This window comes from Kineococcus glutinatus, assembly GCF_039542765.1.
GTDB lineage: Bacteria > Actinomycetota > Actinomycetes > Actinomycetales > Kineococcaceae > Kineococcus_A > Kineococcus_A glutinatus.
The window spans coordinates 1-5416 of sequence record NZ_BAABIL010000042.1 but is presented as its reverse complement, the minus strand read 5'-3'; the positions used below and the strand labels follow the sequence as shown (position 1 = coordinate 5416).

4 protein-coding genes and 1 pseudogene are annotated in these 5416 nt (G+C 75.5%); 4 read left to right on the top strand and 1 reads right to left on the bottom strand.

Going from position 1 to position 5416, the window contains the following annotated elements:
• The first annotated feature begins 24 nt into the window (after nucleotides 1-24).
• From ABEB16_RS02220 to surE, 3 genes are all read left to right on the top strand, one after another.
• Complete coding sequence (locus ABEB16_RS02220) at nucleotides 25-1143, top strand: tRNA (adenine-N1)-methyltransferase (protein WP_345710643.1); 1119 nt, start codon at nucleotides 25-27, stop codon at nucleotides 1141-1143.
• Nucleotides 1144-1239: 96 nt separating this feature from the next.
• Nucleotides 1240-2934, top strand: a complete 1695-nt coding sequence (gene arc / locus ABEB16_RS02215) for a proteasome ATPase (RefSeq protein ID WP_345710642.1) — start codon at nucleotides 1240-1242, stop codon at nucleotides 2932-2934.
• Between the two features lie 45 nt (nucleotides 2935-2979).
• On the top strand, nucleotides 2980-3762 hold the full coding sequence (gene surE / locus ABEB16_RS02210) for a 5'/3'-nucleotidase SurE (protein ID WP_345710641.1): 783 nt from the start codon (nucleotides 2980-2982) through the stop codon (nucleotides 3760-3762).
• A 91-nt stretch (nucleotides 3763-3853) separates the two neighbouring features.
• Here surE and ABEB16_RS02205 read toward each other — a convergent pair whose 3' ends face one another.
• Nucleotides 3854-4795, bottom strand: coding sequence for a PfkB family carbohydrate kinase (locus ABEB16_RS02205; RefSeq protein WP_345710640.1), 942 nt, complete (start codon nucleotides 4793-4795; stop codon nucleotides 3854-3856).
• A gap of 100 nt (nucleotides 4796-4895) precedes the next feature.
• On the opposite strand from ABEB16_RS02205, the pseudogene ABEB16_RS02200 reads away from it, so the two are divergent.
• A pseudogene (locus tag ABEB16_RS02200) lies at nucleotides 4896-5416 on the top strand (hypothetical protein); the annotation flags it as partial.

The following is a 5416-nucleotide window of genomic DNA, read 5'->3' as shown; positions in this document are numbered from 1 at the left end:
CCGCGCCCCCGACCCGGAGCACCCATGACGACCCCCACCCCGCCCGCCGAGCCCAGCGCCGAGCCCGGCGCCGAGCCCGGGACCGAGCCCGGGACCGACAGCGGGACCGGCCCCACCGGCGCCCCGGCCCGGCGCGGGCCGCTGCGGGAGGGCGAGCGGGTGCAGCTCACCGACCCGCGCGGGCGGATGCACACCATCACCCTCGCCGCCGGCAAGGAGTTCCACACCCACCGCGGCCGCTTCGCCCACGACGAGCTCATCGGCCGCCCCGACGGCACGGTGGTGCGCAACACCGCGGGCGTGGAGTACCTGGCGCTGCGCCCGCTGCTGGCCGACTTCGTGCTCTCCATGCCGCGCGGCGCGGCGGTCGTCTACCCCAAGGACGCCGGCCAGATCGTGCACATGGCCGACGTCTTCCCCGGCGCGCGGGTGCTGGAGGCCGGGGTGGGTTCCGGTGCGCTGACGATGTCCCTGCTGCGGGCGGTGGGCGACGACGGGCAGGTGCACTCCTTCGAGCGGCGCGCCGACTTCGCCGACATCGCCCGCGGCAACGTGGAGACCTTCTTCGGCGGTGAGCACCCCGCCTGGCGGCTGCGCGTGGGCGACCTCGTCGAGGCGCTGCCGGCCGCCGGGCTGGCCGGCGTGGACCGCGCCGTCCTGGACATGCTCGCCCCCTGGGAGTGCCTCGACGTCGTCGCCGACGCGCTGGCGCCCGGCGGGGTGCTCATCTGCTACGTCGCCACCGCCACGCAGCTGTCGCGGCTGGCCGAGGCCGTGCGCGACGGCGGGCGCTGGACGGAGCCGGAGGCCTGGGAGTCCATGGTGCGCGGCTGGCACCTGGAGGGCCTCGCGGTGCGCCCGCAGCACCGCATGGTCGGGCACACCGGGTTCCTGCTCACCACCCGCCGCCTCGCCGACGGCGTCGCGCCGCCGCTGCGCAAGCGCCGCCCCGCGCCGGGGGCGTACCAGGCCGACGACGGCGGCGAGGGCGGGGACTGGTCGCCCGACGACCTCGGTGAGCGGCCGGTGTCGGCGAAGAAGCTGCGCCGCGCCGCCCCCGACGCCGCCCCCGCGACCCCGGCCGGGGCGGGCGCCGGTGCGGACGCCGGGGCGGACGCCGGCGCGGACGCGGACACGAGGTGATCCACAGCGGGCGCCCGGGGCCGTCGGCGGGTTAGTGTCGAGTGCATCCACCGCTACCCGGACCAGCAGGCCCGGGCGGGAGATGGGAGATGCGCCATGACCGATCCCTACGGCCAGCACCTGGGCGCCCACGGGGGGCAGCCGGACCGCGAGCACCGCACCGCCGCGCTGCTGGAGCAGCAGCTGGAGGCCACCCGCAGCCGCCTCGCCCAGACCAGCACCCAGAACGAGCGCCTCGCCGCCACGCTGCGCGAGGCCCGCGACCAGATCGTCGCCCTGCGCGCCGAGGTCGACCGCCTCGCCCAACCCCCCGCCGGGTACGGCACGTTCCTCGCCGCCCACGACGACGGCACCGCCGACGTGCACACCTCCGGGCGCAAGATGCGCGTGGCCCTCAGCCCCGCCGTGGACGCCACCGCGCTGCGGGCCGGGCAGGAGGTCCTGCTCAACGAGGCGCTGAACGTCGTGGCCGCCTGCGGCTTCGAGCAGGTCGGGGAGCTGGTGACGCTCAAGGAGGTGCTCGACGGCGACCGCGCCCTCGTGCTGGCCCGCGCCGACGAGGAGCGGGTGGTGCGCCTGGCCGCGCCGCTGCTGGACGGGCCGCTGCGCATCGGCGACTCCCTCACCGTCGACACCCGCTCGGGCTTCGCGTACGAGCGGGTGCCCAAGGCCGAGGTCGAGGAGCTGGTGCTGGAGGAGGTCCCCGACATCGACTACGTCGACATCGGCGGGTTGTCCTCGCAGATCGAGCAGATCCGCGACGCGGTGGAGCTGCCCTTCCTGCACGAGGACCTCTTCCACGAGCACGGCCTCAAGGCGCCCAAGGGCGTGCTGCTCTACGGCCCGCCCGGCTGCGGCAAGACGCTCATCGCCAAGGCGGTGGCCAACTCCCTGGCCAAGAAGGTCGCCGCGCTGCGGGGCAACTCCGACGCCAAGAGCTACTTCCTCAACATCAAGGGCCCGGAGCTGCTCAACAAGTACGTCGGCGAGACCGAGCGGCACATCCGGCTCATCTTCGCCCGCGCGCGGGAGAAGGCCTCCCAGGGCACGCCCGTGGTGGTGTTCTTCGACGAGATGGAGTCGCTGTTCCGCACCCGCGGCTCCGGGGTGAGCTCGGACGTGGAGACCACGATCGTGCCGCAGCTGCTCAGCGAGATCGACGGCGTGGAGCGGCTGGAGAACGTCATCGTCATCGGCGCCTCCAACCGCGAGGACATGATCGACCCGGCGATCCTGCGCCCGGGCCGCCTCGACGTGAAGATCAAGATCGAGCGGCCCGACGCGGAGGGCGCCCGCGACGTCTTCTCCAAGTACCTGCTGCCCGACCTGCCGCTGCACCCGCACGACCTCGCCGAGCACGGCGGCGACCCGAACGCGGCCGTCGCGGCGATGATCCAGGCCACGGTGGAGCGGATGTACACCGAGAGCCCGGAGAACGAGTTCCTCGAGGTCACCTACGCCGGCGGGGACAAGGAGGTCCTGTACTTCAAGGACTTCAACTCCGGCGCGATGATCCAGAACATCGTCGACCGGGCCAAGAAGATGGCCATCAAGGACTTCCTCACCACGGGCCAGAAGGGCATCCGGGTGGAGCACCTGCTGGCTGCCTGCGTCGACGAGTTCAAGGAGAACGAGGACCTGCCCAACACGACCAACCCCGACGACTGGGCGCGCATCTCCGGCAAGAAGGGCGAGCGCATCGTGTTCATCCGCACCCTCATCCAGGGCAAGAAGGGCACCGAGGCGGGCCGCTCCATCCACACCGTGGCCAACACCGGCCAGTACCTGTGAGCCGGCGACCCACCGCCGCCCGGCGCACGGGCGGGGGCCGCTGAGGTGCGGGTCCTGGTCACCAACGACGACGGGGTGGACAGCCCCGGCGTGCACGCCCTGGCGCGGGTGGCGCGGGACGGCGGGCACCAGGTGGTGCTCGCCGCCCCGCACACCGAGCGCAGCGGCGCCAGCGCCTCCCTCACCGTCCTGGCCGACGACGGCCGCCTCGTCGTGCACGAGCGGCGCGTCGAGGGCCTGGAGGGCGTGCGGGTGCTGGCGGTGGAGGCCACCCCCGGCTTCATCGCCTTCACCGCCGGGCGGGGTGCCTTCGGCGAGCCGCCGGAGCTGGTGCTGTCCGGGATCAACCGCGGCCCCAACACCGGGTACGCGATCCTGCACTCGGGCACGGTGGGGGCGGCGCTGACGGCGGCCACCCAGGGCATCGCCGGCCTGGCGGTGTCCCTGGACACCGAGCGGCGCGAACCGCACTGGGAGACCGCCGCGCAGGTGGCGGCGCGGGCGCTGGCCTGGTTCGCCCCGCTCGCCGCCACCGGCGCCGCCACGCCGCCCGGGGGCCACCCGCCGGTGCTCAACGTCAACGTGCCCGACGTGCCCCCGGAGGAGCTGCGCGGGCTGCGGGCGGCCGAGCTGGCCCGCGTCGGCGCCGTGCAGGCCGTCGTGGGGGAGGTCGGGGAGGGCTACGTCACCGTCACCTTCGACACCCCGCCGCTGCCCGACGAACCCGACGGCGACGCCGTCCTCGTGCGCCGGGGCTGGGCGACCGCCACCCTCGTGCGGGTGCCCAGCCGGGCCGCCGGCGACCTGACCGGCCTCGTCGACGGCTGACGCCACCCGCACCGGTGGGGCGGGGACGTCCCGCGGCCGCCGCGCCGGCGTGTCGCGACCGGACGTCCCCGCCCCCACCGCGGCCGGTCCCTCAGTGCAGCTCGCGAACCTCCACGCGCTTCGCCAGCGCCCGGATCGCGTCGGCGTGCCCGGTGCCCAGGCCCTGGCGCGTGACGTTCAGCGCGCCCGCCGCCGTCGCCAGCCGCGCCGCCGACACCGCGTCGGCCCCCGAGGCCACCGCCACGGCCAGCGCCCCGCACATGGAGTCCCCCGCACCCCGGTGCTGCACGACCGTCAGCTCCGGCCCGCGCAGCGCGAACGCCCGCCCCTCGGCGTCCAGCAGCAGCGCCGGCTCGCCGGCGCGGGAGACGAGCACCACCTCCGCGCCGCGCTCCTGCAGCTCCCGGGCCGCGTCCAGCAGCTGCTCCGGCTCGTCCCCCTCGCACAGCTGCGTCTCCACCAGCTCGTCGTGGGCGGTCTTCAGGACCGACAGCCCGCCCTCCACCGCCGCCAGCAGCGCCGCCCCCGACAGGTCGGCCACCACGGCCGGGCCGTTGGCGCGCAGGTCCCGCGCCAGGCGGGTGTAGATCGACTCGTCCAGCGTGCCGGGGTTCTCCACCCCCGTGAGCACGACGACGTCGGCCGACAGCGCGGCCTCCAGCGTGCGGGTGTACAGCTCGTCCACCTCGTGGCGGGTCAGCGCCCCGTGCGACTGCGCCACGACGCGCCCGCCCTCGGCGTCGCCGCCGCCCGGCTCGCGGCCGTGGTCGAGCACGACGGTGGGGGTGGGGCCGGCGGTCCCGGTGACGAGCACCCGCTGCCCCTCGTGCTCCAGCAGCGCCCGCAGCGCCACCCCGGACTCCCCGCCCAGCGGCAGCGACAGCGTCACCGCCGCCTCCAGGGTGCGGGCCATCCGCCCGGCCCACACCCCCTGCCCACCGGGGTGCAGGTGGATCTCCGTGCTGCCGTCCGGGGCGGGTTCGGCGGTGACCCGCAGCGAGGGCGCGGGGGCGAAGACGACGACGTCGGGCACGGTGTCCTCCTGGCGGCTGGGTTGCTCCGTCCGTGCTACCCCCCGGAGGCATCGTGCGCGAGCCGTGAAGTGCCGGCGCCGGCGTGCCGATCCCTGCTGCGTGCAGCAGAACGACCTGACCACCGCCACCCGCGAGCGGTGGTACTCCCTGCCCCGCGGCGTGCGCCTCGACGAGCAGGCCTTCGCCGCCCGCCACCGCGTGCTGCTGGTCCTGCTCGTGCTGCACCTGCCCGTGCTCGCCGCGGTGGGCGTGGCCCGCGACCAGGGCGGGCCGGTGCTGTGGGGCCAGCTCGCCGCCGCGGCCCTGCTGGCCGCCGTCGGGGCGGGGCTGCGCTCCCAGGCCGGCCGCGCCAGCGCCGTCAGCCTGGGGCTCATGGTGTGCGCCGACGTCCTCGTCCACGTCGGCGGTGGGCTGACCGACCTGCACATCTGGTTCTACGTGCTGCTGGTCGTGGTGTCCCTCTACCAGGCCTGGGCCCCGTTCGTGGTGGCGGTGGGGTTCGTCGCGGTGCACCACACGGTGATGACGTGGCTGGACCCGCACGCGGTGTTCTCCGACCACCTCGGGCAGCGCGAACAGCGCGGCCAGCCCCTCCCGCACCCGGCGCACGACGTCCTTGA

Coding starts and splice junctions, on each gene's coding strand:
- ABEB16_RS02220 (WP_345710643.1), top strand. CDS start 25: ATGACGACCCCCACCCCGCCCGCCGAGCCCAGCGCCGAGCCCGGCGCC.
- arc (WP_345710642.1), top strand. CDS start 1,240: ATGACCGATCCCTACGGCCAGCACCTGGGCGCCCACGGGGGGCAGCCG.